Origin of the sequence: Ochrobactrum sp. A-1 (genome assembly GCF_022488005.1) — a bacterium.
GTDB lineage: Bacteria > Pseudomonadota > Alphaproteobacteria > Rhizobiales > Rhizobiaceae > Brucella.
In genome coordinates this window covers 1,415,190-1,440,196 of the sequence record NZ_JAKVQC010000007.1, presented here as the reverse complement: position 1 = coordinate 1,440,196, position 25,007 = coordinate 1,415,190, and the positions used below count along the sequence as shown (strand labels likewise).

Below are 25,007 nucleotides of genomic sequence, written 5' to 3'. Positions count from 1 at the left end.
ACTTCAGGGCTGACGCCCAGCCCGACCCCAGCGAGCGGACACTTGCCTGCACATCCGGCACGGCTTCCAGTGCTGTCTTTCGCTCGCGGCCACCGGCCAGAAACCTGTCCCTCAGTCGACTGGAGCCGCGCAGGGCACCATAGGCCGCAGGATCATTGCCAATGGCTGCCGCAATCCGCCCGCCGGCAATGCCTTTCCGGATCAGTGCCTCGATCGTATCGACAGCACTGGCGGGTTCCCGCCAGAGATGAGAGGCCGTTTTGGCAAGTGCTGTTCGGTTATGGCGGTAGTGGGCTGCCGCGGATGCCCTCGCGCGCGCCTCAACCTCGACCGGGGTTTTGAACCCTGTCACGGCGGCAAGCAGCGGCGGTATGGAGCGGGCTTCCCGGTCCTGCCCGATATGGCCGGTCGGCCGGGCTCGGGGCGAATTCTGGGTGTTTCGATCCACGGACATCCGGGCTGTCGGATTCTGCACGGGGAATCTTCCGGATTGCCTCTCATGATAAGAAACCTTGCGTTCCCGATCGATTGCCAAACCGAGCGCCGCACCTGCCCGCTCCCACAGCATTGCCACCTGCTGGCGCCCTTGTGCCAGCCACGCCAGCTGGCGTCTTGCCCTCGCCCCTGTTTCGGCCACAACTTCGGCAAGTGTGTCGATACCACGCCTGCGGGCAAAGTCCCGCACATGTGCCTGGTAGCCAGCCTCGCCAGCAAAATCCAGCGTCGTGGTTTTGGCGCCCGAACGCCCGAGGCGCTTGGCCAGTTGCCGGAACAATTCCGGTGTGTGGCTTTCCCCTTCAATGCTTTTGCGGCGGACATCTGTGGTTTCATGCAGCCTGGCCGTCCAGACATTGCGTTCAACCGTGCGTTCCTCAAAGCGCCTTTTGCTCGCCTGTGCATCAGGGACTGCAATTTTTACCTTCACGGTCTCGACGCCATCCTTGCGAAGCGTGACCATATCACCTCTGGAAGCTCCCACAGCCGACAGGGCTGCCGGCAGACCGACACCCCGGAGGCGATGGACCTTCCCGCCCTCAACCTTCACATCAGCACAGGGCGTGTCATTCGTATCCTCATTCCCGGGCCGGAATTTTGTCACCCCGGTTTCGACCAGTTCACCCGTGATCCCCTTCGCGTAATCAATACGGGATCTGTCCTCGCGTTCGGGCCTGAAGTCCTCGCGTGCAGCATAAAGATCAGCCCTGTGACGATGACGGGTCATGGACACATAGGTCAGGTGCCTGTCCATCATGCCGCTGGCAAGCACAAGGGTCCGGTCGACAGTCGCGCCCTGCGACTTGTGGATGGTCACCGCATAGCCGTGATCGATGTTGCGGTAACTGTCCTCGCTGAGAACAATCTCGCTGCCACTGTCGAGCCGGACAGAAAGCAGCGGCGCGCGGAATGCGTTGCCGGTGGAGACCACCGTGCCGAACATGCCGTTCCTGACGTATTGCGGACTGTTTCCTCTTGCACGCGGCTCGAGGAAACGGGCGTTCTCGAGAAAGATGATCCGGTCGCCAGCCGCAAACTCCCGCATGCCCCGCTCCGTCCGGAAGCTGCGCGCGGCACCGAGTGCTCCCTCTTCCCCCATCACCTTGCGCAAGGCCTCATTCAGCCTGTGGACATCCCTGTTGGTGTGCGCCAGCACAAGCAATGCATCACCCCGCAACTGGCCACCACCGTTTGGTGCTGCGATCCCCATCCCTGGCCGCACGCCCCGTCCAGGCGATGATGGCGTGATCAGTTTCCGCCGCGCATCCGTCCAGTCCCTGACCAGACGCCCGATCAGTGCATCCCGGGTTTCCGCCTCGACCAGATGCCCGCGTCTGGCGTAGATCTCCAGTCCGGCCGCGGTGTCGCCGCGGGCGAGGAGCCTTGAGGCATCACGTGCCCATTGGTCCTGTTGCCGGCGCACACCGGCAAGTTCGGCCGAACCGATCCGTTCCGCGATTGCCCGGAAAGCCGCACCGGCCCCGATTGGCTGAAGCTGCATGGCATCGCCGACCAGAACAACCTTTGCGCCAGCCTCCTCTGCAGCATCCAGCACACGTGCCATTTGCAACGAGGAGACCATGCCTGCCTCGTCAATGACGAGGATGTCACCGCGCATCAGCTGGTCACGCCCGTTATTCCAGGCATGCTCCCACGCGGCAAGCGTTCGCGATCTGATACCGGAACTCTCCTCCAGCCCCTCGGCAGCCTTGCCGGAAAGTGCCGCACCAAGGACACGGTGATGCCCGCTCTCCCAGGCAAGGCGTGCAGCTGCAAGCAATGTCGACTTGCCCGTACCGGCAAGACCGACGACAGCAGCGATGCCGTTGTCGCCCGTCACATGCCGAATGGCTTCAATCTGCTCAAGATCCAGCCTGAACGGCTTCAGCGGATTGTCCCCTTCGACGAAACGCACTGCGCCTGCGCGTCCTGCGTCCGAAATCCCGAACCCCTTCCTCCCCGACAGGATATCGGCTGAACGCATCATGTCATGTTCGGTGCGCAGGATCTGGCGAGTGGTGAAGATTGCCGGTTCCATTGCCTCGCCAGTCGCCAGGCCATTCATCGGGCCAGTCACACGACCAGTCATCGGGTCAGCCTGCTGCGGTTTCAGGAGCACCAGATCAGGAGAGGCCATCAGTCGTGCACGGATGTTGGCAAAGTCTGCCGGATCATCGACGTAGCGGTGGATGACCCTTGCGATATCTTTCTCATCAAAGGTGGAGCGCTCATTGCCAAGCTGCCTGAGGAGAGGTCCCGGATCGGCAAGCAGCCGCGCGGTCATTTTCTGCCGGCGTGCCAGATCGGCGGGTGCAAAATACATTTCGACGCCCTTGCGCATCATCGCCGACTTCCCGGGTCCCAGATGCCTCTGCGCAATCCCCTCAAGTCCCTGTTCGGCATGGGAACGACCGTCAAGGCGGATGTCACGGCCAGCCAGTGCCAGATAACGGCTGGCTGTTTGCGCCCAGGCGATCTTCCACGCCTTCATCGTCTCCCTGTTACCCGCCCAGACTGTGTAGACGATCCTGCCGTTCGGCTGGTCCCCTGCCGCCACACGCAGTGGCTTTCCGTCATCGCCGGGGACAGGCATGACCTTGAGGCCGAAGCCTTGTGCTGTCAGGGGCCTGAGCGTTGTCAGAACATGTACATGCGGGTTGCCATCCCTGTCGTGATAGACCCAGTCGGCGATCATGCCCCTTGAGGTCAGGTTGTCTCTTACGAACTCACGGACCAGGGCAATGTTTTCCTTAAGCGTCAGTTCCTCCGGCAGTGCTATAATCAGTTCACGGGCAAACTGCGCGTTCACACGCGTCTCAAATGCGTCAACCGCATTCCAAAGTGTCTCGCTTGCCGCAGCCACTGTTTTCCCCTCGATAGCAGTCTGCAGCCACGCTGGAACCGCGTCGGGTAGAGCCAGTTCCTCGTGCCTCAGTTCGTCGTCGCGATCCTTGAAGCTGAAAGACACTCCCCTTTGTTCGTCCATCATTCTGGTGCGGTGCCGATACGCGGCAGCCGAGATGATGTTGCGTCCCGCTCCCCGGCTGATCATCTGCGCTCGCACGAACATGATTGCCACGTCTTTCCCCCTGACTGTCAGTCAGGAAACGCACGTGTCGATGGAGCACAGACCGCTATGCCTTGATGGGAATTGAGCCCACGGCCCGCCGGTAATGTGGACAGTAATACATCATCTTGGATTATCAATGAATGCCGTCCAGACGAACAATCGATCTGACTATAACGAGCCTAGGGCCACTGGCTATTGCTGCACGCTGACTAGGAGCTATTAACCGTACGGCCAATTCAACGGGTTCATGCAGCTCCACTTCCAAATTGCCAGTCTAGATCGCCTTTTAATTATCAATGCTCATTACACCGGCTCTTGTTGAAACAAGAGCCCTACATAGATGGAACCGAGCCCATTCGATATAATAAACTATCTTCAAATAGCCACGTTTCGCATTGTTGCGGGCGATTTCTTAACTTATGAACCTACATGCAAAATAGCCCTGAAGGACGCTTAAGCTGCAACAATCGTTCCCTGAGCGACCGCCACCAGTATCGCATCGCAAACAATCTTGCATTGACACACAGCTTGCCGCTTCCCTTTGCTTAATGTCCAGGCATTTGCAAGCAATATACGGCCCTTGGCAGGTCGAACAAAGTTGATCTTGAATTCAGAGGTAAGCGCGTCACCGCCTAGAGCGAGCCCGCCTGCAAATGTCAGCGCATTATCTGCCAGATAGCTGATCACGCCTCCATGAACAAAGCCATGTTGCTGGGTATGATGCTCGCGGATAATCAGAGAGATATTTGCATTGCCATCACCGACAGCAACGAGCTCCGCGCCCAGATACTGACTGAAGGGCTGACTTAGAAATACTCTTCTGGCCAATTCTTCCACGTTCATCGTTTGGTCCTCCTTTCTTGCGGAAAGCCCCACCCTCAATTGATATGATCGCTTGCGGCCCGTCCCAGGAATAATGCTCATTGCCGGACTGTAAGCGGTGGCCCATCAACGTCGGCGTTAATGAACCTCTTCATGTTTCTGGCATCCCCTCCTCGCGTTCAGGTCGAGACGGAAACCTGCGCGGACTGCTCACGTAGATGAAATTGGACGCAAAAGCCCAGCTTAGATTGGAATTGTGCGCCAGCTATGAAGTCGATTTCGGCCTGTTGATAGTGATCCAGTCAATGACTGAGCGCGTGAGTAGACTGTTCTCTTCAGACAGACCGGGCCTGACGTGGGCAACAAATTCAACATCGGGCAACGAAGGCAGCAGCTCATTGGTGTCAACCGTCTGCAGTTTTGCGGGTATGGAACTCGAGTTCAATGGTGTGACCGCGAGCCCAGCTGCTACCAATGCCGTCAAACTGCCGAGACTGGGACTGATGGTTGTTATCAGCCATTTACAGTTTTTTGCAGCCAGCGCGACAAGAGCAGCATCCCGATAGGGACACGGTTCAGGAAAAACTGCGAGCGGGACGGTTGCTCCAGCTTCGAGCGAAGTCTTTCCGATTGCCCATCGGAGGGGCTCGTTCCACAAATGAATACCGGACTGGTCGCCACGGCATCGACAACCGATGATCAGGTCAAGTTCGCCCTTATCCATTATTCCCAGCAAAGAGTTTGTATTGGAAATCTGAATCTCTAGCGTTCGCCCCGAACGAGAGTCCTGAAACCTCTTCAATACAGATGGCAGCCAGGTGCTCGTCAAATCATCGGATGTGCCAATCCGCAAATGGACTGCGTTGGCGCTGCCTTTCATTAGTGTCCGCGCTTCCTCGCTCAGGCGCAGGATCGCCTTTGCGTAACCAAGCAGCGCCTGTCCTTGTGGGGTCAGTGCCACCGTGCGGGTATTGCGTTCGAGAAGAACGTTTCCCGCCTGCTCCTCCAGCCGCCGGATATGGGCGCTTACGGCGGATTGCGTCAAGTTGAGTTGCTGCCCTGCCTTTGTAAAACTTGATAGGCTGGCGACTGCCTCGAAGGTCCGCAACAGTACAATATCAAACACCGTTTCACCTCAGATCGTCATGAATAGCATGATGATAAATCGTTTCTCATGATGAATAAAGTTTGGTTCATTCTTTCTCGGCGGGAGATAGGAGATCGGCAGCATGTTGCTGGAAACCTGGATACCATTCGTCCTTGCCACACTGGTGTTCGCTTTCATGCCGGGTCCGGCCATTTTATATATGTCAGCGCAAACCCTGGCTTACGGGCAAAGAGCTGGCTTGATGGCAGCCCTCGGTATTCACCTCGGATGCTATGTCCATATAGCGGCGGCGTCTGCGGGGCTGGCGGCACTCCTGCACCATGCCCCCGTACTTTATTCATTCCTGCGGCTGGCGGGAGCTTTCTACATGTTGTGGCTGGGTGGAAGGATGATGTTTGCCTCCGTCGCAAACGAAGCAACCGAAATCTCCTCGCGGCACAGACGCGTTCTACGCGACAGCATCGTAGTCGAGATTCTCAACCCGAAGACTGCGTTGTTTTTTCTGACGTTCCTGCCCCAATTCGTCGATCCGCAAAGAGCGATGCCCGGTTGGCTTCAGTTCCTGCTGCTTGGTATCATCGTGAACGGAGCTTTCTCGCTCGGCGATCTTGCATCTGTGGCAATCGCCTCCTTCGCTGCGCCACGCATTGCCTCCTCCGGTTTCGCTGACTGGATTCCGAAGGTTAGCGGTGGCGTCCTTGTCGGGCTTAGCGCCGCGCTCATGGTGCATTTCATTTGAACGGAACTTCAGCTCCCGAAGGCGATTATCGAATGGAGAGAAGGATGAGTATTTTGAAACGACCCTTTGCCGGAGCCTTAACCATTTCATTCCTGTGCATGCCAGCTGTGGCATCGGTCCATCAATGGGATGTCTATGAAAATTTGCGCTTCGGTTACTCCATCTGCTATCCGGCAGATCTTCTGACTGCTCAGCCCGAGGCCGATAATGGCGACGGCCGCAAGTTCACCGGCAAGTCGGGCGCAAAACTGGCGGTCTGGGGCAGCTACAATGTCCTCGAGCAGGACATGGATACACTCATTGGCGGCCTTGCCGACGCTGGCGCCACCGTCACCTATCGCCGCGCTACAATGGACTGGGCCGTCGTCTCCGCTCACTGGAAAGGCAATGTTTTCTTCACCAAGCTCCTGCTAGAACGAAATGCGGCGGACGGCATCGACATAGTTCGTGTCTTTCGTCTGATCTATCCTGCCAATGAGGTAAAAACCTATAACGCGGTGGCTGCGCGGCTGGCCCAATGCTTCAAGCAGACCGGTCGAGGCATCGACGACTGATTGCAACCCCTGCCTTCTGATCGCCATGATGAAAGGACAATACGATGAACCGGCAGCTGCTCGGACTTTCCCTGTTCTTTATCGGATCGCAGATGGCATGTCCCGCCATGGCTGCCGACAGGCTGTTTGCACAAGCCACCGAGACTGACGATGAGCTCAAACAGCTCTTCAACCAGACTGGTGACATCTGCCTGCACAGCATAAGCCATGATGTCCAGATCGTCGTCGCCTGCGCATCAATGAGGATTTATGGCGTAGCGCTGAATGAAAGGGACTGGTGCTACGGGCACCGCGATGAACCGAACGCGCAGATGGATTGGCACCGCTGCGACGCAAGTTCCGAACGTTTTTCGCTCGACAAGCTGGTTGATGTTGGGATGTAAGGGACAATGCTGAAACCGATCTTCTTTTTTCTCATCAGCCTTCTGCTGCTGGTGCCGGTCTGCCTCTTCGTCGGATATGGGATAGGCGAAATCATCGCGGCTTTTGTCTATCCTGTAACCGGGACGCCCGACAGGTTCAGAGAAGACCGCGAATTGTTCGCCGGCATATACGGCATCATGTTCATCGGCGGATTTTTATATCTCGCTTCCGCTGCCTTTGCCGTCTTCCGTCTGGTCATAGCAATCCGCAAGAGACAGATATGATAATGTCTGGCGCGACTTCAATTAACTCGAACTCCTGAAAGCTACGCAAATGCGATAAGAAGCTTTCGACCGCCGAAGGGCTTGGATGTCGACGGTCTAGAACGGCTCACCGGCGGCCTTCCAAACGATTTGAGGAGCATACTGACGGCGGACGCCTCGCAGCGGCACATCTGGACATGCGTTGCGACGTTGATTTGGCCGGAGAGATAGGGCTTCTCCGGTATCTGGATCAGAATGCATGGCGGTACCGCTTCCTTTCCCAAAGAAGGATGGGCGATGTTCGAAGATAGTCAGGTCGTGATAAAGTATCTGAAAGGTAATTCACCACAAACGGAGAAGAACTGGCGGCGGGTGGCTACTACATTACACGAACTGCACCGCCTGACCCGAAGTTGGCCCCTACGTCCTGGCTGGCGGTCATAAACCGACCTTCTAAACGCCGAAAAAGGGACGAAACTTAATCTTAGCGCGGCGCCCCAGAGAGTGAAGTGCGATGCCAAGCCGTGTAGACGCGGCTTCTCGGCCGCCAGATCTGCGTTGTTCGCAGCGCCCCTCGCTAACGGAACATCTTAATGACGGACGATCGGATCGCGCTGATTGACTGGGGCGAATCGTAATTTGACGCTGCCGCGCTTGATCTATCGCTACCCCATAATGCTGCGGATCTTGACGTACACGCCGGGATATTGCTCATCAGGCTTCGGACGCTTGGAAAGCCATCGTTTGCTGGTTTAAATGGCGATGATTGAAGTGTTACAATATTACAGTTGTTTGCGCATAGTTATGCGCATATATTTCTGGCAAGAAGGAGCGTTTCTTATGCCACAATCGCAACCTGTCCGCACACTCAAACGCGCAGCCAATCTTTCAATTGATAGTGAGCTTCTTTCGGAAGCACGCCGCCATAATATTAATATTTCGCGCGCAGCCGAGATTGGTATTGCACAGGCGTTGGCTGCTGCCAAATCAGCACTTTGGAAAAAAGATAACCGTGCAGCGATGCAAAGCTCAAATGCGTACATCGAAGCAAATGGCTTACCTCTCGACCATTATCGTCAGTTCTAATGGCAAGATATGACGTTTATTCCAATCCGGGTGGCGGCTATGTGCTAGACGTGCAAGCCGATCTACTGGATGAGCTTAAAACACGTATTGTCATCCCCCTCATTATCAAAGCGCTGGCACCCATCCCCGCCAAACGGCTTAATCCCACCTTTGATATTGAAGGAGAGGAGTACGTCTTAGTCACGCAGTTCATGGCCGCAATACCAGTATCGGTCTTGAAGACCTCAGTTACAAACCTCTCTGCATCGCATGACGAGATTGTGGCTGCGCTTGATATGGTATTTCATGGGTTCTGAACTCTATGGCTCGATTATTCCGTCTGTGCGACCACATCCTGGACTGATTGCCAGTCAAAATTCGTATCACGCTTGTTTACGTGTTGCTACGGCAGGCCCTCTTTGATCTGTGCAGCAGACCGTCAATGCGGCAGGAATAGAAACAATCCTACACCGCAGAGGATGGTAGTGATTAGTTGGGAGAAGCCGCTGCGCTGCGCCTGAAGAAGCAATTTTAAGCAGAGCATTCACGACTTCTCGCAAATCTGTATTGCATGGACGGCCAAGGCGACACCCCGAAGGAGTTTAACAGCTCGATTACAGCCCAATCCGTATTTATCCAATTACTTGCACAGAGCAAATTGCATCGTTCATATTGCTGGCGAGCATTTGGATGGAGACATGATGGCGTGGATTGAAATCGTGCACCAGGCAGCGAGACTGAATTACTATTCCATAAATTATTATAATAAGTAAGCTGATTGAGCCACAAATAACGGAATTACAAACCGTTTTCCGGAACAGGCGCTAACGTACGCGTCCCGGCGCGCCAGAACCCTAAACAATGTGGGAGTGCCGACGACGGGAAGTATGTCTAACCGATGCAACCGCGGCTTTTATTAAGGTGCTGGATTATTAGGCCAGCAAATTCATCGCGGTATTTTCATCGGTAATGAGTCCATTGATGATGTTGCCGCGGAGCGCAGACAACAATGGTTGCACTTTCCGTTCACCTGAAGCCACGCAAATACGTTGTCTGCCGACATTGATCTGCGGCGCGACGCTGGTGATACGCAAATTCGTAGCACCTTCGACGATTTTCCCATCGATATCAAATGCCCAACCGCAAATTTCTCCAACGCCTCCGAGCCTGTTAAGTTCAAAAAGCTCATCGCGGCTCAGAAACCCTTCTTTTGCAAGTGGCGAATCCGCCGCCAGATCGCTGATCCCGGTCACCCAGAGATCGGCAGTCGATGCGAGTTGGTGGACGCGCCTCACCGGCTCAATCGCCAGCAACGCGTCCCTTTCTTCTACCGAAGATAGGTAGAGCGGCAAAAGAAGCGGATAATGCTGTGCGTTGACTGTTTCCGAAAGTTTGATCAAGGCGTCGAACGGGCTCGCCGATCCGTCAATGCCAATATGCCCCACCAATGATACCAGTCGATGGACCGAGCCGTTGAGTGGAGAAACGCGCTGGACTGTGGCGCGCATGGTGCGGCCGGTGCCAAGCGCCATCACAATGGCAGTTCTGGACCGCAACTGCCGCTCTATGAAAACGGCAGCGGCTTCAGGGACAGTCGTTGAGCCTTCCGGCCAAGTCCCCTCTGAGGGAATAACGTCGCAATAAGCTAGATCGAATTTCTCCGACAGCCTGCCTGCAAGTTCCATGCAATTTGCTATTGGATGGTTCATTCGAAACGTGATCAGTCCTTCAGACCGACATTGGGATACAAATCTCTGTGCCGTCGGGCGCGAAACGCCCAGCATCTGGGCGATCTCGTCCTGTGTCTTACCGGCAATATAATAAAGCCAACCCGCTCTTGCGGCATCGTCCAGTCTGGGCTTGTCGTTATCGGCCATCGGCGGAAATTTCTCTCAGTAAGGAAGGCAGGTCAGCAGCACGCTTTAAAATGTGATCCGCACCGGCATTACGCAATGTTTCAGTATTGTCCAGTACCGAATAATGGCTCCCACCCGTAAATCCGACAGCCGTCATGCCCGCAGCCTTGGCGGCCTTCACGCCGCTGGGGCTGTCTTCGATGACAACACATCGTGAGGCCGGCACGCCCATCTCTCTGGCCGCATAGAGAAAGAGGTCAGGAGCGGGTTTGCCATGCTTCACCATCGTTGTGCTGAAGATATTGCCTTCGAAAAGTGGCAGCAGACCGGTTTGCCCCAACGACATCTGAAGTCGCTCCTCATCGCTGGATGAGGCGACGCAGCGGGGCAATGGTATCGCTTCAATCGCCGAACGAATTCCATCGACGGCAACCAGTTCCTGTTCAAAGCGCGTAAATAGATACTCACGCCAGCTTGAAACAAATGTGTCGGGGAGTGGCTTGTTCATTTGTTCTGTGAAGGCATCCGTCACTGCCGACGCCGGGCGTCCCAGGAAAGTGCGCAAGGCATAGTCGAGGTCCGTGGGTACGCCGTGCCTGTTCAGCACATCGGCCACTGCGCCGCAGCTGATGATCTCGCTGTCGACCAGCACCCCGTCACAGTCAAAAATGATTAGATCGAATGCTAGCGTGGCAGGATTCAGTGGGGTGATATCCATCGAGCGACTCGTGAGAATATGATTGATAGGTGAGCGTATGATAATCATAGTCCGTCTGGAAGAGCAATAACCCTTCGCGTGAAGATATGGAGATATACATATTAAAGGCCATGAAACGTGATTAACTGGATGTTTCAAATTATGGGCTGGACAAACCCTTGCTAGAGCGTATGCTCATCATAAAAGCACTTGATCGATATGGGAGGATACGATGAGGCGTCTTTTAGTGGCTTCCTTGATGTTGGGCTGTTCGATGCTTTCCAGCATAACGGCCGAAGCAAAAACGCAGATCGAATTCTGGCATGCGATGGGAGGCGTGCTCAATGATCGCGTGAATGAACTTTCGAAGAAGTTCAATGAATCTCAAAATGAGTATGAGATTGTCCCGGTCAATAAGGGCAAATACGAAGAGCTCATCAATGCGATGATTGCAGCCTATCGCGCAAAGCGCGCGCCGGTCATTGTGCAAACCAATGAGCGCGCATTTTTGACCATGCTGAACTCATCGGCAGTAATACCCGTCGCCGATCTGATGACCAAGGAAGGCTACACCATCGACTGGAGTACGGTGATTGCACCGGTCGCCGCTTACTATAGCGACAAGGGCACGTTGCAGGCTCTGCCATTCAACTCGTCAACGCCAATCCTTTGGTATAATCAGGATCATTTCAAGGCCGCAGGGTTTGAAAAGCCAGCTGATAACTGGGATGAGCTGACACAACAGTTGCACGCCATCCATGACAAGGGCATTTCGAAATGCGCCATGGTTTTGCCGGGCGACTATGAGTGGAGTTTTCTCGAAAATTACGCTGCCGTGAACGACTACCCCTATGGCACAAAGCGCAACGGCATTGATGGCATCGATACCGAGTTTGTCTTCAACAAGTCTCTGACCCGTCAAGTGGAGCGCATGCATGACCTTGTTTCGAGCGGGGTTATGGAGATCGCGGGACAGGGAATTCAGCCGGTTCAGTTGTTCACCTCAGGTACCTGTTCGACGATTATTGCATCGACTGCGTCTCATGCCGCGGTGGAGGCTTCAGCAAAATTCCCGTGGAATGCGACTTTCCTGCCCCATGAAAAGGACCGTACAGCACATAATAGTGTCATCGGTGGCGGCGCTTTATGGGCAATGAAGGGCCATTCCGACGATGAATATAAAGGCGCTGCCGCTTTCTTCGATTTTCTAGCAAAGCCGGAAACTCAGGTGTGGTGGAGCAAAAACACCGGCTATGTTCCCGTTACGACGACGGCCTATGAAGCGCTGAAAAGCGAAGGCTATTTCGAACAGCATCCCACCCGCGCCATCGCGATTCAACAGCTTATGCGCAAGCCGAACTCCGATAATTCACTGGGCTTCCGCTTCGGTAACTCCAATCAGGCCAATATCTTCATTATGGAAGAAGTGATGGCTGCCTCACTGGGGCAGAAACCGGCACAGGAAGCGTTAGATTCCGCTGTCACGCGCGGCAACGAAGTGCTTCGCCGCTTTGAAAAGCTAAGCGCAGGAAAATAAGGCAATGAAAGCACAAGGTGGAGGTGCTTTCCGTCTGCGCTCCCCTTTGGGGGAGCGGCAGGAAAGCGGCCTGAAACGCGCGCATTTTCGAGAATGGAAAACGCCAGTCCTATTGCTGGCGCCACAAATGCTCGTCTTGCTGTTCTTCTTCTTCATTCCCTCATTCAGAGCACTCATCCAGGCGTTTCAGCTCAATGATCCGTTTGGCGGTTCAGTGCAATGGGTTGGGTTCGCGAACTTTGCGGCATTACTTGCCAGCCCGTCCTATTGGATGGCGGCCAAAATGACGCTCTGGTTCACGCTGGCGCAGAATGCAATCACGCTTTCGGTTGCGTTGCTGTTTGCTTTTGCGACCAACCATGTCATTCGTGCGCGTGTCGCTTATCGTACGATCTTGTTGCTTCCGTATGCTATCGCGCCAGCAGTTGCAGGCATAATGCTGGCATTTCTGTTCAACACGCGCGTTGGACCGATCGCGCAAATGCTGCACATGCTGGGTATTGGTTGGGATCCTACGAAGAACACCACCGATGCGATGATCCTCATCATTCTTGCGGCATCGTGGAAGCACATCTGCTACAACTATATTTTTCTTGTAGCTGCGCTTTTGGCTGTACCACGCTCGATCTTGGAATCTGCCGCGATCGATGGTGCTGGGCCCATTCGACGGTTCCAGCGCATTTCCCTGCCGATGATCGCACCTACGCTGTTCTTCCTGATCGTTATCAATTTCGTCTACGGCCTGTTCGACACATTTGCGATTATTGATGCCACCACACGTGGCGGACCAGCAGGTGCGACTTCGATCCTCGTCTATAAGGTCTATCAGGATGGCTTCGTCAACCTGGATATGGGCTCTTCTGCCGCGCAGTCGGTCATTTTGATGATACTCGCTCTTGCCCTCACATTCGCACAGTTTCGCCTGGTCGAGCGGCGCGTCAATTATGCGGTGTAAATCATGAATGAACGCACGCCGGTTCTGGATGTCGTTTGCCATGCGGTTCTCATAATCGGGATCCTACTGGTTTGCCTGCCACTTTATTTCGTGGCGGTCACGGGTTCACTGAGCCAGCAGGACGTGTTGAAAGTCCCGATGAGCTGGTTGCCGGGCGATCAGTTTTTGGTTAATTCGCTGGAAGTTCTGACAACTGTCAATTTCGGACAGCTTTTGTTGAACACGGTTATTGTGGCCCTCGGAATTACCGTCGGTAAGCTGGTACTGTCTGTGCTGGCGGCTTTTGCCGTTACCTATTTCCGCTTTCCGTTCCGAATGACCGCCTTCTGGCTGATATTCATATCGATGATGCTGCCGATTGAGGTGCGCATCGTCCCAACTTATGAATCCGCAGCTAATATGGCGCTGCCGCTCAACATCATCTTTGCCTGGCTCGGTGTCTCAGTCGAGTTGAACTGGAACATGGTGAACACCTATTCCGGGCTTATCCTGCCGATCATCGCCTCCGCAACGGCGACATTTTTGTTCAGGCAGTTCTTTCTGACAATTCCAGACGATTTGTGTGAAGCTGCACGAATTGATGGCGCTAAACCGATGCAATTTTTCTTCCGCATTCTACTTCCACTGTCCCGGTCGAACATCGTGGCATTATCGATCATTCTTTTTCTGATGGGCTGGAACCAGTATCTGTGGCCATTGTTGATGACAACCGACCCCAACATGGCGACCGCAGTTGTAGGTTTGAAACAGGTCATGCCGCAGTCGGACGGCCTTCCGACATGGCACCTTCTGATGAACGCCTCGCTTTGGACCATGCTTCCGCCCGTACTGGTGATCCTCATCATGCAGCGATGGTTCGTGAAGGGCCTCGTCGACAGCGGCAAATAGCAAGCAATTGGAGAATATGAAAATGGTGAAGATCATTGGTCATCGCGGTGGGCGCAACCTGTGGGTCGAAAACAGCCTAACCGGCTTCCAGAACCTTCTCGCTCTGAATGTCGACGCAGTGGAACTGGACGTTCATCTGAGTTCAGATGGTGTGCCGGTTGTGATCCATGATCCGTTACTCGATCGCACCACCAATGGCAGAGGACCAATTCAGGCGCAAAGTGCAGAGGCGCTTGGAAAAGTCCTCTTGAACGACAGTCGCGGTCAAACCGTACCCACCCTGGCCGACGTTCTGGATATCTTCGCTCCTACCAAGCTGGAGCTTGAGCTGGAGATCAAGACTGATGAGCGAGGAAGGCCTTATCCGGGCATGCCTGAAAAGATCATCACGCTTGCTCACGAGCGCAATATGCTCGATCGCGTCTTTCTCACTTGCTTCGTGCCGGAAGTGTTGGAGGATGTGCGCATGAAATTTCCAGGCCAGCAGTTGCTGATGTCAATTGACCGGCGCTCCGCGGAGTTCTTTGGTGGGTTTGAAAAAGTGCTGAAGCGTGGCAACGATGTTGCAACGGTGTTGGCTTTTGAGAAGAGCTTGCTGGAGATTGTATTAGACCAATGTGTGGCTGAAGTTGGGATACCAAGGCTTGGATGTTGGGTACCAAATACCGAAACTGAGCTTGAACATTGGTTGAGCAAGCCTATCGGCCAATTGACGACTGATCGGCCCGATCTTGCAGTTCTCGTTGCGGGTCGGCAGTCTTCGCCGGTCAATCGCCAGAAAGGGTGACTTCATGGCCTCGGTCGAACTTCGTTCAATTCACAAAGCCTATGGCAATGTGGAAGTCATTCCAAGCATCGATCTTTCGATTGCGGATGCCGAATTTGTTGCGCTTGTCGGACCTTCGGGATGCGGTAAGTCGACTTTACTGCGCATGATCGCCGGTCTGGAACAAATCACATCCGGTGATCTGCACATTGGCGACAGGAATGTGAACCGTGCTAATCCTAGTGAGCGCGATGTTGCCATGGTTTTCCAGAATTATGCGCTTTATCCGCATATGTCTGTCTTTGACAACATAGCGTTCAACCTTCAACTTGCAGGCCGTCCGAAAGCGGAAATACGGGATCGGGTCGGGGAAGCAGCTCGGATGCTCGATCTGACGGCCCTATTGGACCGCAAGCCGCACCAGTTGTCGGGAGGCCAGCGCCAGCGCGTTGCAATGGGGCGCGCCATTGTGCGAAAGCCTTCTGTCTTTCTGTTTGATGAGCCGCTTTCCAATCTGGATGCAAAATTGCGCGTCTTGATGCGAGCAGAGATCAAGGAACTGCACCAGAAGGTAAAGATCACGTCGATCTATGTCACGCATGATCAGATTGAGGCGATGACACTGGCCGATAGAGTGGTGGTGCTTAACAAGGGGCGGATCGAGCAACAAGGCACGCCAATGGAACTTTACACAAAACCAGCCAATATCTTCGTCGCAGGCTTCATCGGTTCGCCAGCCATGAACTTTCTTGAGGCGACGATCGAGCATAGTTCAGCAGGTGCTGCTATTCGTCTGGCAAGCGGTTCGAAACTGGAAATGCCCGACAGCGACACCGATAGAAGCGGCAAAGTTGTGCTAGGTCTGCGTCCTGAACATCTGGAAGTCAGACGCGATGGCGGCATTCCGGCTAAAGTGCGTTTGATCGAGCCGACCGGTGCACAAGCACATGTTGTGTTTGAGGTTGGATCCGAGAAATTGATGGCTGTGGTCGACAGCGAAATGTCGCTAGCAGTGGGCGATGTGGTCGAACTGGGTATCTCATGCGAACGGATGCATCTGTTTGATCCGACCAGTGGTGCTCGCATCGATTGATGATCGTTATATGGAACTTTGCGATAAATCGTTTTTTTTAGATCCGTTATATGAGGGATCTGTTGTAAAAATTTCGATGGTAGAAAGCGTGGCTAACCGCTGGACGCAACTATGCTGCAAGCGTTGTGAACTGTTGTTTGAGCGAAAGCGGTTCGGTTGGTCCGAAATTGCCTTGCAGCTTCCGCATCATGTGAATGAGTTTGATACCTGTGAGCGTAATGCTAGCAGCGGCTTCAGACTTGAAGCCGAGCATGGATCGTATCCGTCGTTTCACACGGCGATGATCCTGCTCGATGGTGTTGTTCTTGTATTTACTGGAACAGATGACGATGGGCCTGCTCCAGGTCTTTTTCAGCCATGTCCAGCACCAGCTTGATAGCTTCAATTGCCTTGGCTTCATCTCTCATGCGTAATGCTTCCACGAGATTACCGTGAGCTGTTATGGCGTCGTCTCGTGTATCTGCAATCTCGTTCGATGTTTGCAGTGAATATTTGAGAGCTGCACTGATCGTGTGGGAGAGCTGACGGAAAATCTGGTTGTGGCTGGCCTTAAGCAGGCAGGAATGAAAAAGCACGTCAGCTTCCGTGAAGCTTCCGATGTCATTTTCAGCATCCCGCATCATTTGCCAGGCCTTCTCGATATCCGCAATTTCCTGCGTAGTCGCCTTTCTTGCAGCGAGGACGACGGCGGCTGGCTCTATGGAACGCCTAGCTTCCAGCACACAATCAAGCAGATTGAACTCTACAACCCGATCACCGAGCCATTCAATGACTTGCGGGTCCAGAATATTCCATTCTTCATGTTCACACACAATGGTACCGACGCGGGAACGTCCACGAACCAAGCCCTTGGATTCCAACACTTTAAGCGCTTCGCGAATGACTGTCCGGCTCACATTGTAGCGTGCACAAAGATCATTTTCGCGCGGCAAAAAACTGCCCGGTGAGAAGGTGTCGGAGCAGATATCGAGAGCAAGTGCTGAAATGACATTGTGCTTCACGCGCGGGCGCGCCGACACGGATGAGGCTTCCGGCGTCGCTTCGTTCGATGATATTGTTGTCACTCTCAACCTCCACTCTGCAAAGTTACGGCAAGGCGCCTCAACGAAAACTGCGCGCAGTTTTGCCACTTCAGGCGCATTAACTGAAATCAATGGTTCGATCCACCATGACGGTGCGTTCCTATCAATCATGTATGATTATATGGATATTTAGATATTACAACAGGGATAATTCATCATACTAGCTAGTTGACGAATACGATCATTGAAGTTACGAATCTGCAACCGTCGAGGAGGCGGGATAAGTTTTATGGGAGGTCATCATGAGTTTGTTTAAGGCTGCGCTCGTGGCCGGAAGTGTTGCATTCGCCACCCTAACCTCGGCAATGGCCGCGGACGTGAAGATCGGCTTCGTCGTGAAGCAACCAGAAGAACCGTGGTTCCAGGACGAATGGAAATTCGCCGATATCGCGGCCAAGGAAAAGGGCTTCACCCTCGTCAAGATCGCTGCGCAGGATGGCGAAAAAGTGCAGGCTGCGCTTGATAATCTCGGTGCGCAGGGGGCACAGGGCGTGATTATCTGCACCCCGGACGTTAAGCTTGGACCTGGCATTGTGGCGAAGGCTGCAGCCAACGATCTGAAGTTGATGACGGTCGATGATCGTCTTGTCGGTGCCGATGGCCAACCGCTGGAGGACGTGCCTCATATGGGCATTTCCGCCACCAAGATCGGTGAAGCTGTCGGTCAGGCCATCAGCGATGAAGTAAAGAAGCGTGGCTGGGATTGGAAGGATGTCGGTGCAGTCCGCGTTTCCTACGATCAGTTGCCGACTGCAGTTGATCGGGTTGAAGGTGCGCTGTCGGCGATGAAGGCCGCAGGCTTGCCTGAAAGCAATGTTTTCGATGCGCCGCAGGCGAAGACCGATACGGAAGCTGCTCTGAATGCATCAACCGTAGTGCTGAACAAGAACCCTAAAATTAAATATTGGGTTGCCGTTGGTCTTAACGACGAAGCAGTTCTGGGTGCTGTGCGCGCCACAGAAAGCGTTGGCATTTCATCGGACAATGTCATTGCCGTTGGCATTGGTGGATCGGATTCGGCCATCAACGAGTTCAAGAAGCCAAACCCTACCGGTTTCTATGGCACGGTTATCATCTCGCCGAAGCGTCACGGTTATGAAACCGCGCTCAACATGTATGATTGGGTCGCCAATGACAAGGAACCGGAAAAGCTGATCCTCACCACTGGTGAACTTGCTCTGCGCGATAATTACGAGCAGGTGAGAAAAGATCTCGGCATCGAGTAAGTCGAGCTGTTCTTCCCGACGCGGTCGTTGGAACTTCACGCGGCCGCGTACCTTTTTCACTATATGCGATACCAATCTCCGGAGATGTCATGGATAGCTTTCTGGCGTTCAGTCATATCTCGAAGTCCTATCCGGGTGTGCACGCGCTTTCCGATGTTTCCTTCACGGTGGCTAAAGGCAGTGTTCATGGCCTGATGGGTGAAAACGGCGCGGGAAAATCCACGCTGATCCGTATCCTTTCCGGCGATCAGGCCGCAAATAGCGGTACGATATCCATTGATGGAATCGAGCAGAAATATGCATCCGTTCGTGATGCCTTCCAGGCGGGCGTGGTGGTCGTCCATCAGGAGTTGCAGCTCGTACCGGAGCTGACGGTCGCTGAAAACCTCTGGCTTGGCCGTTTTCCCAATCAGGGTGGCATTATCAATGCCCGCCAGTTGATCGATGAGGTTACCAGAAAGCTTGCCGATATCGGCCTGGACATCGATCCTTCGATCAAGGTAGCGAGGCTTTCCATCGGCGAACGCCAGATGGTGGAGATAGCAAAGGCAATCATGGTCGATGCACGCGTGATTGCACTGGACGAACCAACTTCATCACTGTCTTCGCGGGAAAGTGAAATTCTGTTCAAGCTGATCCGCCGGCTCAAGGCCGAAGGTAAAGTGATCCTTTATGTCTCTCACCGGCTGGATGAGGTCTTCAACCTCTGCAACAGTCTCACCGTGTTGCGTGATGGCAAGCTTGCGGCCCATCACAGCAGCCTTGAGGGTGTCACACGCGATCAGGTGATCGCGGAAATGGTAGGACGAGAAATTTCCGATATCTGGGGCTGGCGAGGTCGACCGATCAAGGATGAGGTGCGGCTGCGGGTCCAAAATCTGAGCGGACCCGAATTGCCCGATCCGGCCAGCTTTGAGGTGCGCAGCGGTGAAATCCTCGGCCTGTTCGGCCTTATTGGCGCCGGGCGCTCCGAAATGCTGCGACTGCTTTACGGTGCTGATAGCCGCCTGAGCGGCAGTGTTGAAGTCGATGGCATAAAGGTTTCAGCAAACAGTCCGCGCAAGTCGATCGAGGCGGGCATTATGCTGTGCCCGGAAGATCGCAAGGCGGATGGCATCCTGCAGGGGCGATCCATTGAAGAAAACATCGCCATTTCGACACGTCGACATTTTTCCCCGATGGGACTGATCAGTCCCCGCAAGGAAGCAGATATCGCCGAAAAGAGCATCAAACAGCTGCGCGTGCGCACGCCGTCGCGCAAACAGGACATCGTCCATCTGTCGGGCGGCAACCAGCAGAAGGTTATTCTCGGACGCTGGCTTTCTGAGCAGAACGTCAAGGTTCTGATGATCGATGAGCCGACACGCGGCATCGATGTTGGCGCTAAAGCCGAGATTTATGAAATTCTCTACGGTCTTGCCGAGAGCGGCATGGCGATTGTCGTCGTTTCGAGCGAATTGCCCGAAGTGATGGGCATTTCGGACCGCATTCTCGTCATGTGCGAAGGCCGCATTGCCGCTTCCGTTGACCGCCCCGGTTTTGACGAGCGCACCATTCTTGCCGCGGCCTTGCCGGATCGCACAGCATCTATTCAATTTGACAGTCAGAAGGTTGCATCACGATGACCGCTTTGAAAAAACTCCTTCTCGGTGAACAGGGGCTGGTGGTGATTTTTGCCATCGCTTTTGCAGTCGTGGCGCTGACGGTTCCCAACTTTCTCACCGAGCGCAACATGCTGGGGCTGCTGCAATCAGTCGTAACCATCGGTATCGTGGCCTGCACGATGATGCTCTGTCTGGCTTCGCGGGATTTTGACCTTTCGGTCGGTTCGAACGTGGCGTTTACTGGCATGATTGCTGTAATGGTTTCCAATGTCAGCGGCTCCATTCTTGTCGGCTTGCTGGCCGCTTTGGCGGCTGGCTTTATTGTCGGGCTCTTCAACGGCGTCGTCATCGCGCGGTTCAAGGTCAATGCTTTGATCGCCACACTCGCCACCATGCAGATTGTTCGCGGCCTGGCGTTGATTTCCTCGGACGGTCGCGCCGTAGGTATCAACGACCCTTCTTTCTATCAGCTCGCGCTTTCGAAGTTCCTCGGTGTACCAACACCGATCTGGGTGATGATCGCTCTATTCGTCGTGTTCGGCTTTGTCCTGAACCGCACCGTCTTCGGCAAGAATACGCTGGCTATCGGCGGCAATCCGGAAGCGTCACGTCTGGCAGGTGTCAATGTTGTGGGGATGCGAATCTGGATCTTCGCGCTGCAAGGACTGATTTGCGCTATTGCAGGCATTTTGCTGGCTTCACGTATTACCTCAGGTCAGCCCAATGCGGCGACCGGTCTTGAGCTTTCCGTTATTTCGGCATGCGTACTCGGTGGTGTGTCGCTGGCCGGCGGACGTGCTGCCATGACAGGCGTGATCGTGGGTGTGCTCATCATGGGCATCGCGGAAAACGTGATGAATCTGCTGAACATCCAGGCATTTTACCAATATGTCGTGCGTGGTTTCATTCTGTTGCTGGCCGTGCTGCTCGACAATCTACGCTCCTCCACCATTGCGTTCAGAGCATAATCCGACCGGAGTGAAAACGAGGATCGATGAGATTGTGCTTTGTATAAAAGGAGTTAGAGCGCCGATCTGATACAATCAGATTGAAATGCGCTCTAGAAGCTGATGGCGACAGATAATGAGGAATGAAATGTTCTATGCTCTGGTCGATTGGGGCACCTCCAGCTTCCGGCTTTGGCTCGTCAATCAGGACGGCGCAGTGCTGGGCGAAAGCAAGAGCGACGAAGGCATGATGAAGGCGGTGGAAACCGGGTTTGCCGCTGTTCTGGAGCGACATCTTCACCAGCTTGGCGCTCCTGCCGATCTGCCCGTCCTCATAAGTGGAATGGCAGGCGCGCGCCAGGGCTGGGTGGAAGCGCCCTATTTGCCCGTTCCTGCACGGCTAGACCGTCTGGCAGAGGAAGCGGTTCATGTACCGAAAGCTGGACGCGATATCCGCATCATCCCCGGCGTCGCGCAAATTCGAAGCGATGCCGCCAATGTGATGCGCGGCGAGGAAACGCAACTTGCGGGTGTCGTTGAAACCTTGCCTGACGGGCTTGTGTGTATGCCGGGCACCCATTGCAAATGGGTCAGTATTGCCGACCGGCAGGTGACTGGCTTCACCAGTTTCATGACCGGTGAACTATTTGCGGTGCTGTCGCAACATTCGATCCTCAAGCACGCTGTCGATCCTGCGAACAATTTTGACGCCCAAACACCGGCTTTCGCACGAGCTGCCGAGCACAGCCTGAAGGCACCGGAACAGGCTCTCGCCATGCTGTTCCAGATTCGAGCCAGTCAGCTTTTGAACTTTGAACAGCACGCCGACGGCGCCGCCCATTTGTCGGGCGTGCTGATCGGCGCCGAAGTCGGCACGGCGTTGCGCAACTACGGTGGCGGCAAAGCGGGGTTGGTCGCATCCGAGCGGTTGAACCGGCTTTACCGGCCCGTAATGGAGCAGGCCGGCTTCAGCGTTCAACTCTTCGATGGCGAGAAAGTCGTGAGAGCAGGATTGCTGGCTGCTGCTCGCTTAATCCATTCCCAGTCTGGAGTATGAGATGAATACCAAACCTGTCTGGCCGTCGCTGCAACGCTCGCTTGTGGCGATTATCCGCGGCATTCGTAACGAAGAGGTGGAATCCATTCTCACGGTTCTGCTGGAAGAAGGTTTTGAGGTGATCGAAATCCCGTTGAATTCTCCACAACCGTGGGATTCCATCGGGCAGGCGGTGAAACTGTTCGGCGACAAGGCGCTGATCGGCGCCGGTACGGTCTTGACTGTGGATGATGTCGCAAAGCTGGCTGATTTCGGCGGCCGCATCATGGTCAGTCCCAACACGGATCCGGAGGTCATCAAGGCTGCGGCTGCACGCGGGCTCTATTCGATGCCCGGATGCTACACGGCCTCGGAAGCGCTTCTCGCACTGAAAAGCGGCGCATCAGCGTTAAAGTTCTTTCCGGCTGGAGCGCTCGGACCGTCCGGCGTCGCAGCGATCAAGACTATCCTCCCGGCAGATGCGGTAGTGGGTGCTGTTGGCGGTGTTTCCGATGCGAGTTTTGCCGATTATGCCAAGATAGGTGTTCGGACCTTCGGTCTCGGCACCAGTCTCTATAGACCCGGAGACGCGATCGAAACAGTCCGGGACAATGCACGCCGTACTATCGCGGCTTACGACCGGGTCTTCGGAACGGCTTGACCTGTTTCCCAAAGTGCGGAGCGGTTCCGCCTGACTTCGCAATGCTCCAGCTCCACGCGCTGACAAAGAGGCTCCCATGGCTTTGCACATCAATTCGAACAAGCTATCGGCCAGCATCTCCGCGCAGGGTGGTGTCATGCTCGGGTTATGGTGGCGACAGGAGAACGGCTCGCAGACTGCATTATTACGGTCTGCGGCGCATGATCAAGTTGGCCCGGGAGATAGCGCGGGGTTTCCCATGGTTCCGTTCGGAAACCGGCTTGGCGGCAACAGTTTCACATTCGAGGGTCGCATTCATCATCTTGCGGCCAACAGCGCGCATGATCCCCTCTACCTGCATGGGGACGGCTGGCTGGCATTCTGGAATGTGGTCGAACGGTCGGAAAACGCGCTGACCCTGAGCTACCGCCATCATAGCGACGGGATCAATCCTTATGATTATACGGCTCGTCAGGTTTTTCGCGTTGACGAGCATGGCTTCAGCCTGCACCTGTCCGTCGTCAACGAAGGCGCGGACGCCCTGCCCTTCGGTCTTGGCTGGCATCCTTATTTTCCACTGCGACCTGATAGTTTGCTTGAGTTTCAGGCCAAGAGTTTTCATGAAGAAGCAGAAGGTTCACTGCTAGGTAACGAGCTGGAATTGAGCGATCCTCTCGATTTTCGAAAGCCGCGTCAGCTGCCCGATCGCTGGATCAATAACGGTTTCTCGGGCCTGGAAGGATCAACACGCATTCTTTGGCCAGAAGCAGGTCTTGCGCTGGAAATGAGTTACGATCCGATCTTCGCCCATGCGTTTCTGTATTTGCCTTATGCAGCAAATTCCGCAACGGCCATGCCGGATTTCTTTTGCCTTGAGCCGATGACTCACAAGGCTAACGGGCAACACCGTCCCGATCTTGGCGGTTTGCGTATTCTTGCTCCGGGTGAAACCTTGGCCGGAACAATTCACCTGACCGTCGACACCCTCCCGAAATCCTTCAGAAGTGAGCGATCCAGATGAAGATAACCAAACTGACGACCTATATCGTTCCGCCACGCTGGCTGTTTCTGAAGATTGAGACTGATGAAGGGATTTCCGGTTGGGGCGAGCCGGTTATCGAAGGCCGGGCGCGGACGGTTGAAGCCGCGGTACACGAATTGTCCGAGTATCTCGTCGGCAAGGACCCGCGACTAATCGAAGATCATTGGAACGTCATGTATCGCGGCGGCTTCTACCGTGGCGGCCCTATTTTGATGAGCGCTATTGCAGGCATTGATCAGGCACTGTGGGACATCAAGGGCAAGGCGCTCGGCGTGCCGGTGCACGAACTGTTGGGAGGCCAGTGTCGGGATCGTATCAAGGTTTATTCCTGGGTTGGAGGCGATCGTCCATCCGATGTAGCGGCTAATGCGCGGGAGATGGTGGATCGCGGGTATACCGCGCTGAAGATGAATGGCGCTCAGGAACTCCAGATTGTCGACAGTCACGCCAAGATCGACGCCATTGTCGAAACGATTGGCGCTGTGCGTGCGGCCGTCGGCCCGCATGTCGGTATCGGTGCCGATTTCCATGGGCGGGTCCATCGTCCGATGGCAAAGGTTTTGGCCCGCGAACTGGATCAGTTCAAGCTGATGTTTATCGAAGAGCCAGTGCTGTCTGAAAATGTAGAGGCATTGGTTGAAATTGCCAATCACACATCGACCCCGATTGCTCTGGGCGAGCGGCTTTATTCGCGCTGGGATTTCAAGTCGATCCTGTCGCGCGGTTATGTCGATATTATCCAGCCAGATCTGTCCCATGCAGGCGGTATTACCGAATGTCGTAAAATTGCGGCGATGGCCGAAGCTTATGACGTGGCGCTGGCACCACATTGTCCATTAGGACCAATCGCGCTCGCCTCCTGCTTGCAGGTGGATGCTGTGAGCTACAACGCCTTCATTCAGGAGCAGAGCCTGAACATTCACTACAATGAAAGCAATGACATTCTCGATTACATTACCAACCGCGAGGTTTTCGAATATCGCGACGGTTATGTCGCTATCCCGCAAGGGCCGGGTTTGGGCGTTGAGATCGACGAGGATTATGTCAGGGAGCGGGCCAAGATCGGCCACGACTGGCGCAATCCCGTCTGGCGTCATGCTGATGGCAGTGTGGCGGAATGGTAATACCAAAACTCGATGAGCTTGACACATTAGGTTTT

Annotated in this window: 23 protein-coding genes and 4 pseudogenes; 19 read left to right on the top strand and 8 right to left on the bottom strand. The window is 54.6% G+C overall.

Features of this window, described 5'->3' with window-relative positions:
• Nucleotides 1-7: 7 nt before the first annotated feature.
• From traA to MKS82_RS25110, 3 genes and pseudogenes are all read right to left on the bottom strand, one after another.
• Nucleotides 8-3,574, bottom strand: a pseudogene (traA, locus tag MKS82_RS25120) (Ti-type conjugative transfer relaxase TraA); the annotation flags it as partial.
• Between the two features lie 444 nt (nt 3,575-4,018).
• The gene (locus MKS82_RS25115; RefSeq protein ID WP_109989665.1) at nt 4,019-4,408 is read right to left on the bottom strand and encodes a PaaI family thioesterase; all 390 of its coding nucleotides are present in this window, start codon (nt 4,406-4,408) and stop codon (nt 4,019-4,021) included.
• A gap of 244 nt (nt 4,409-4,652) precedes the next feature.
• Complete coding sequence (locus tag MKS82_RS25110; protein WP_109989664.1) at nt 4,653-5,513, bottom strand: LysR family transcriptional regulator; 861 nt, start codon at nt 5,511-5,513, stop codon at nt 4,653-4,655.
• A 103-nt stretch (nt 5,514-5,616) separates the two neighbouring features.
• Between MKS82_RS25110 and MKS82_RS25105 the strand changes: the two genes are divergently transcribed.
• The 7 genes and pseudogenes from MKS82_RS25105 (at nt 5,617) to MKS82_RS25075 (ending at nt 8,796) form a co-directional block, all read left to right on the top strand.
• A complete protein-coding gene (locus MKS82_RS25105; protein WP_109989663.1) occupies nt 5,617-6,234 on the top strand; it encodes a LysE family translocator in 618 nt (205 codons plus the stop codon).
• A 44-nt stretch (nt 6,235-6,278) separates the two neighbouring features.
• Nucleotides 6,279-6,788, top strand: a complete 510-nt coding sequence (locus MKS82_RS25100) for a hypothetical protein (RefSeq protein WP_109989662.1) — start codon at nt 6,279-6,281, stop codon at nt 6,786-6,788.
• A gap of 44 nt (nt 6,789-6,832) precedes the next feature.
• Nucleotides 6,833-7,171 (top strand): hypothetical protein, encoded by a 339-nt coding sequence (locus MKS82_RS25095; RefSeq protein ID WP_109989661.1) that lies wholly within the window; start codon nt 6,833-6,835, stop codon nt 7,169-7,171.
• A 6-nt stretch (nt 7,172-7,177) separates the two neighbouring features.
• Nucleotides 7,178-7,435: a hypothetical protein gene (locus tag MKS82_RS25090; RefSeq protein WP_109989660.1), complete on the top strand. Its 258-nt coding sequence runs from the start codon at nt 7,178-7,180 to the stop codon at nt 7,433-7,435.
• A gap of 54 nt (nt 7,436-7,489) precedes the next feature.
• Nucleotides 7,490-8,180: pseudogene (locus MKS82_RS25085) on the top strand (phosphotransferase).
• A complete protein-coding gene (locus MKS82_RS25080) occupies nt 8,171-8,500 on the top strand; it encodes a type II toxin-antitoxin system CcdA family antitoxin (RefSeq protein ID WP_419191077.1) in 330 nt (109 codons plus the stop codon). Before MKS82_RS25085 ends, MKS82_RS25080 begins: the two are co-directional and overlap by 10 nt.
• Nucleotides 8,500-8,796 (top strand): CcdB family protein, encoded by a 297-nt coding sequence (locus MKS82_RS25075; protein WP_109989659.1) that lies wholly within the window; start codon nt 8,500-8,502, stop codon nt 8,794-8,796. The genes MKS82_RS25080 and MKS82_RS25075 overlap by 1 nt, the downstream gene beginning before the upstream one ends.
• 177 nt (nt 8,797-8,973) lie before the next feature.
• Here the strand turns inward: MKS82_RS25075 and MKS82_RS25070 are convergent.
• From MKS82_RS25070 to MKS82_RS25060, 3 genes and pseudogenes are all read right to left on the bottom strand, one after another.
• Nucleotides 8,974-9,069, bottom strand: a pseudogene (locus MKS82_RS25070) (IS5/IS1182 family transposase); the annotation flags it as partial.
• A 342-nt stretch (nt 9,070-9,411) separates the two neighbouring features.
• The gene (locus MKS82_RS25065; RefSeq protein WP_109989658.1) at nt 9,412-10,356 is read right to left on the bottom strand and encodes a sugar-binding transcriptional regulator; all 945 of its coding nucleotides are present in this window, start codon (nt 10,354-10,356) and stop codon (nt 9,412-9,414) included.
• Nucleotides 10,346-11,053: an HAD family hydrolase gene (locus MKS82_RS25060; RefSeq protein ID WP_109989657.1), complete on the bottom strand. Its 708-nt coding sequence runs from the start codon at nt 11,051-11,053 to the stop codon at nt 10,346-10,348. The genes MKS82_RS25065 and MKS82_RS25060 overlap by 11 nt, the downstream gene beginning before the upstream one ends.
• Before the next feature lie 211 nt (nt 11,054-11,264).
• On the opposite strand from MKS82_RS25060, the gene MKS82_RS25055 reads away from it, so the two are divergent.
• From MKS82_RS25055 to MKS82_RS25035, 5 genes are read left to right on the top strand one after another with little or no spacing between them, the layout of a single operon-like run.
• Nucleotides 11,265-12,569, top strand: coding sequence for an extracellular solute-binding protein (locus tag MKS82_RS25055; RefSeq protein WP_109989656.1), 1,305 nt, complete (start codon nt 11,265-11,267; stop codon nt 12,567-12,569).
• A 4-nt stretch (nt 12,570-12,573) separates the two neighbouring features.
• The gene (locus MKS82_RS25050) at nt 12,574-13,524 is read left to right on the top strand and encodes an ABC transporter permease subunit (protein ID WP_109989655.1); all 951 of its coding nucleotides are present in this window, start codon (nt 12,574-12,576) and stop codon (nt 13,522-13,524) included.
• A gap of 3 nt (nt 13,525-13,527) precedes the next feature.
• Nucleotides 13,528-14,412, top strand: coding sequence for a sn-glycerol-3-phosphate ABC transporter permease UgpE (gene ugpE / locus MKS82_RS25045; RefSeq protein WP_109989654.1), 885 nt, complete (start codon nt 13,528-13,530; stop codon nt 14,410-14,412).
• Between the two features lie 22 nt (nt 14,413-14,434).
• A complete protein-coding gene (locus tag MKS82_RS25040; RefSeq protein WP_176038206.1) occupies nt 14,435-15,199 on the top strand; it encodes a glycerophosphodiester phosphodiesterase family protein in 765 nt (254 codons plus the stop codon).
• 4 nt (nt 15,200-15,203) lie between these two features.
• A complete protein-coding gene (locus MKS82_RS25035) occupies nt 15,204-16,271 on the top strand; it encodes an ABC transporter ATP-binding protein (RefSeq protein ID WP_109989652.1) in 1,068 nt (355 codons plus the stop codon).
• Nucleotides 16,272-16,380: 109 nt separating this feature from the next.
• On the opposite strand, the pseudogene MKS82_RS25030 reads toward MKS82_RS25035, so the two are convergent.
• A pseudogene (locus tag MKS82_RS25030) lies at nt 16,381-16,602 on the bottom strand (DDE-type integrase/transposase/recombinase); the annotation flags it as partial.
• Nucleotides 16,583-17,335 (bottom strand): FadR/GntR family transcriptional regulator, encoded by a 753-nt coding sequence (locus MKS82_RS25025; protein ID WP_445558097.1) that lies wholly within the window; start codon nt 17,333-17,335, stop codon nt 16,583-16,585. The gene MKS82_RS25025 and the pseudogene MKS82_RS25030, both read right to left, overlap by 20 nt.
• 260 nt (nt 17,336-17,595) lie before the next feature.
• Here MKS82_RS25025 and MKS82_RS25020 point away from each other — a divergent pair, with 260 nt between their 5' ends.
• The 7 genes from MKS82_RS25020 (at nt 17,596) to dgoD (ending at nt 24,972) form a co-directional block, all read left to right on the top strand.
• Nucleotides 17,596-18,579, top strand: coding sequence for an arabinose ABC transporter substrate-binding protein (locus MKS82_RS25020; protein ID WP_109989650.1), 984 nt, complete (start codon nt 17,596-17,598; stop codon nt 18,577-18,579).
• 89 nt (nt 18,580-18,668) lie between these two features.
• Nucleotides 18,669-20,204, top strand: a complete 1,536-nt coding sequence (gene araG, locus MKS82_RS25015) for an L-arabinose ABC transporter ATP-binding protein AraG (RefSeq protein WP_109989649.1) — start codon at nt 18,669-18,671, stop codon at nt 20,202-20,204.
• On the top strand, nt 20,201-21,151 hold the full coding sequence (gene araH / locus MKS82_RS25010) for an L-arabinose ABC transporter permease AraH (protein ID WP_109989648.1): 951 nt from the start codon (nt 20,201-20,203) through the stop codon (nt 21,149-21,151). The genes araG and araH overlap by 4 nt, the downstream gene beginning before the upstream one ends.
• 115 nt (nt 21,152-21,266) lie before the next feature.
• Nucleotides 21,267-22,187 (top strand): 2-dehydro-3-deoxygalactonokinase, encoded by a 921-nt coding sequence (locus MKS82_RS25005; RefSeq protein WP_109989647.1) that lies wholly within the window; start codon nt 21,267-21,269, stop codon nt 22,185-22,187.
• A gap of 1 nt (nt 22,188) precedes the next feature.
• Complete coding sequence (locus MKS82_RS25000; protein WP_109989646.1) at nt 22,189-22,827, top strand: 2-dehydro-3-deoxy-6-phosphogalactonate aldolase; 639 nt, start codon at nt 22,189-22,191, stop codon at nt 22,825-22,827.
• Between the two features lie 76 nt (nt 22,828-22,903).
• Nucleotides 22,904-23,827 (top strand): aldose 1-epimerase, encoded by a 924-nt coding sequence (locus MKS82_RS24995; protein WP_240579457.1) that lies wholly within the window; start codon nt 22,904-22,906, stop codon nt 23,825-23,827.
• Nucleotides 23,824-24,972 carry a galactonate dehydratase gene (gene dgoD, locus MKS82_RS24990; protein ID WP_109989644.1) on the top strand — a complete coding sequence of 383 codons (1,149 nt, stop codon included), beginning with the start codon at nt 23,824-23,826 and terminating at the stop codon, nt 24,970-24,972. Before MKS82_RS24995 ends, dgoD begins: the two co-directional genes overlap by 4 nt.
• The last annotated feature ends 35 nt before the right edge of the window (nt 24,973-25,007 follow it).

Excerpts from the sequence above, each read along its gene's own strand:
- MKS82_RS25115 (WP_109989665.1), bottom strand. The coding sequence starts at position 4,408 with ATGAACGTGGAAGAATTGGCCAGAAGAGTATTTCTAAGTCAGCCCTTC.
- MKS82_RS25105 (WP_109989663.1), top strand. The coding sequence starts at position 5,617 with ATGTTGCTGGAAACCTGGATACCATTCGTCCTTGCCACACTGGTGTTC.
- MKS82_RS25100 (WP_109989662.1), top strand. The coding sequence starts at position 6,279 with ATGAGTATTTTGAAACGACCCTTTGCCGGAGCCTTAACCATTTCATTC.
- MKS82_RS25095 (WP_109989661.1), top strand. The coding sequence starts at position 6,833 with ATGAACCGGCAGCTGCTCGGACTTTCCCTGTTCTTTATCGGATCGCAG.
- MKS82_RS25090 (WP_109989660.1), top strand. The coding sequence starts at position 7,178 with ATGCTGAAACCGATCTTCTTTTTTCTCATCAGCCTTCTGCTGCTGGTG.
- MKS82_RS25080 (WP_419191077.1), top strand. The coding sequence starts at position 8,171 with ATGGCGATGATTGAAGTGTTACAATATTACAGTTGTTTGCGCATAGTT.
- MKS82_RS25075 (WP_109989659.1), top strand. The coding sequence starts at position 8,500 with ATGGCAAGATATGACGTTTATTCCAATCCGGGTGGCGGCTATGTGCTA.
- MKS82_RS25065 (WP_109989658.1), bottom strand. The coding sequence starts at position 10,356 with ATGGCCGATAACGACAAGCCCAGACTGGACGATGCCGCAAGAGCGGGT.
- MKS82_RS25060 (WP_109989657.1), bottom strand. The coding sequence starts at position 11,053 with ATGGATATCACCCCACTGAATCCTGCCACGCTAGCATTCGATCTAATC.
- MKS82_RS25055 (WP_109989656.1), top strand. The coding sequence starts at position 11,265 with ATGAGGCGTCTTTTAGTGGCTTCCTTGATGTTGGGCTGTTCGATGCTT.
- MKS82_RS25050 (WP_109989655.1), top strand. The coding sequence starts at position 12,574 with ATGAAAGCACAAGGTGGAGGTGCTTTCCGTCTGCGCTCCCCTTTGGGG.
- ugpE (WP_109989654.1), top strand. The coding sequence starts at position 13,528 with ATGAATGAACGCACGCCGGTTCTGGATGTCGTTTGCCATGCGGTTCTC.
- MKS82_RS25040 (WP_176038206.1), top strand. The coding sequence starts at position 14,435 with ATGGTGAAGATCATTGGTCATCGCGGTGGGCGCAACCTGTGGGTCGAA.
- MKS82_RS25035 (WP_109989652.1), top strand. The coding sequence starts at position 15,204 with ATGGCCTCGGTCGAACTTCGTTCAATTCACAAAGCCTATGGCAATGTG.
- MKS82_RS25020 (WP_109989650.1), top strand. The coding sequence starts at position 17,596 with ATGAGTTTGTTTAAGGCTGCGCTCGTGGCCGGAAGTGTTGCATTCGCC.
- araG (WP_109989649.1), top strand. The coding sequence starts at position 18,669 with ATGGATAGCTTTCTGGCGTTCAGTCATATCTCGAAGTCCTATCCGGGT.
- araH (WP_109989648.1), top strand. The coding sequence starts at position 20,201 with ATGACCGCTTTGAAAAAACTCCTTCTCGGTGAACAGGGGCTGGTGGTG.
- MKS82_RS25005 (WP_109989647.1), top strand. The coding sequence starts at position 21,267 with ATGAGGAATGAAATGTTCTATGCTCTGGTCGATTGGGGCACCTCCAGC.
- MKS82_RS25000 (WP_109989646.1), top strand. The coding sequence starts at position 22,189 with ATGAATACCAAACCTGTCTGGCCGTCGCTGCAACGCTCGCTTGTGGCG.
- MKS82_RS24995 (WP_240579457.1), top strand. The coding sequence starts at position 22,904 with ATGGCTTTGCACATCAATTCGAACAAGCTATCGGCCAGCATCTCCGCG.
- dgoD (WP_109989644.1), top strand. The coding sequence starts at position 23,824 with ATGAAGATAACCAAACTGACGACCTATATCGTTCCGCCACGCTGGCTG.